Source organism: Spirosoma luteolum, from assembly GCF_054778875.1.
The window spans coordinates 1-1802 of the sequence record NZ_BAAGZE010000004.1; the positions used below are offsets into that span (position 1 = coordinate 1).

The 1802-nt window shown below is 50.4% G+C and carries 1 protein-coding gene; it reads left to right on the forward strand.

Annotation, left to right across the window (positions count from 1 at the left end):
* The first annotated feature begins 55 nt into the window (after nt 1-55).
* Nucleotides 56-1278, forward strand: a protein-coding gene (locus tag ACYVAC_RS07610; protein WP_461095965.1) for an IS3 family transposase whose coding sequence is annotated in 2 segments (ribosomal slippage) — nt 56-413 and nt 413-1278 — 1224 coding nt in all. Because the reading frame shifts where the segments join, the coding sequence is not laid out codon by codon here.
* Nucleotides 1279-1802: the final 524 nt, after the last annotated feature.

Genomic DNA, 1802 nt, shown 5'->3' on the forward strand with positions numbered 1-1802 from the left:
TGACCCGTCCTGAAATAGGTTGACACTACCCCCAACTTATTTTATGGATAAGCCAATCAATCAACGACGTAAGCGCACTCAGGGCGACTACACCTTGGCCTTTAAGCGCAGTGTCGTCCAGGAAGTCGAACAAGGCAGCTTGACCTATAAACAAGCCCAGGCCAAGTATGGGATCCAGGGCCGCTCAACGGTTTTGGTCTGGTTGCGGAAATTAGGTAGCTTAGACTGGCAGTTTCCCCCTCGATCCGCTATGAAAGCCAACCCTAACCCCGCTAAAGCCCCCACCCCCGAGCAGCGGATCAAAGAACTAGAAGCCGATTTGCAACGAGAGAAAGATCGGGTTCTGGCTTACCAAACATTAATTGAGGTGGCCGAGAAAGAGCATGGCCTCAACATTCGAAAAAAGGCTTCCCCCGCGCAGTCCACCGGCTCCAGACGGAGCGGCAAATGAGCCTGGTCTACATTTGTCAACTGTTCGGGGTCAGTCGCCAGAGTTATTACCAGGCTCAACAACGTCGACAACGCGACCAAACTACCAGGAATCGAGTGATTGAGTTAGTGCGGCAACAGCGTCGACTCATGCCCCGGCTTGGTACGCGTAAACTTCATTACTTACTGAAGCAGAAACTACAAGAGCAGCGAATCAAACTAGGGCGGGATGGCTTATTTAGCTGTTTGCGCCATGCAGGCTTGCTGGTGGGAGCGGCCCGTAGCTATCGCAAAACGACCGACTCCAGCCATTGGATGCGTAAATACCCCAATGCCACGAACGATCTGGTGGTTGAGCGGCCCAATCAACTCTGGGTAGCTGATATTACCTACTTAGAGGTAGCTCAGGGAGAAGCGTATCTGAGCCTGGTGACCGACGCCTACTCACGCAAGATCGTGGGTTATCACGTGCATGAGCAATTAACCGCAGCCGCGGTACGAGTCGCCTTCGAAGGGGCACTGAAGGCCAACAAACTCACCCAGCCCCTGATCCATCATTCGGATCGGGGGAGTCAGTATTGTGCCGACTACTATCAGCGTTTGCACCGCCAGTATGGTGTCACTTGTTCAATGACGGATGGCTCTGACTGCTACCAGAATGCACTGGCAGAGCGGATGAATGGCATTATAAAATACGAATTCCTAGTGGTGCGTCCGGCTGATTTGACTGAAGCGCGTCAGATGGTAGCTGAATCAGTAGCCATTTACAATCAACACCGGCCCCATCTGTCGTTAGCTTATCAAACCCCCGATCAAGTACACAAGCAACAAAAAGCAGCACCCACTTGAAAGGGGTGCTGCTTCAAGACAACATAATCAATAAACCTGTCAACCTATTTTAGGACGGGTCATCTGTCTATCTGACTCAATCGGGATGTTTATAAATAAACAAATCAATAGCTGAAGCCAGACCAAATCACATCGGTGCTTATCGGTTCACTCACACCACTTTTGATCGCATGAGTTGGATAGAGCAGTCATAAGATAAGTCTATCTGATAACCCTATTCCACTGACCATAAATTGCCTATCGGCTTTAAGGATACTAGTTTCTATCATACCAGATGTATGCGCAACGAATAAACCATACGCACCTTGATTGTAACAAGCTGACTGCTCTCCTTTCACTCTGGTCAGTCAGCCAATAGGTGGGCATTATAACCAGCCGGTTGGTGGGGTAGCCCTAAACGAAAAAAGTCTGCCGACTTCCGTCAGCAGACTCTCCCCGCTCTCAAATAACACAGGTGGCACCTTCCTACTCTCCCGCTTGTGACAGCAGTACCATCGGCAGTGCGGGGCTTAACGGCTCTGTTC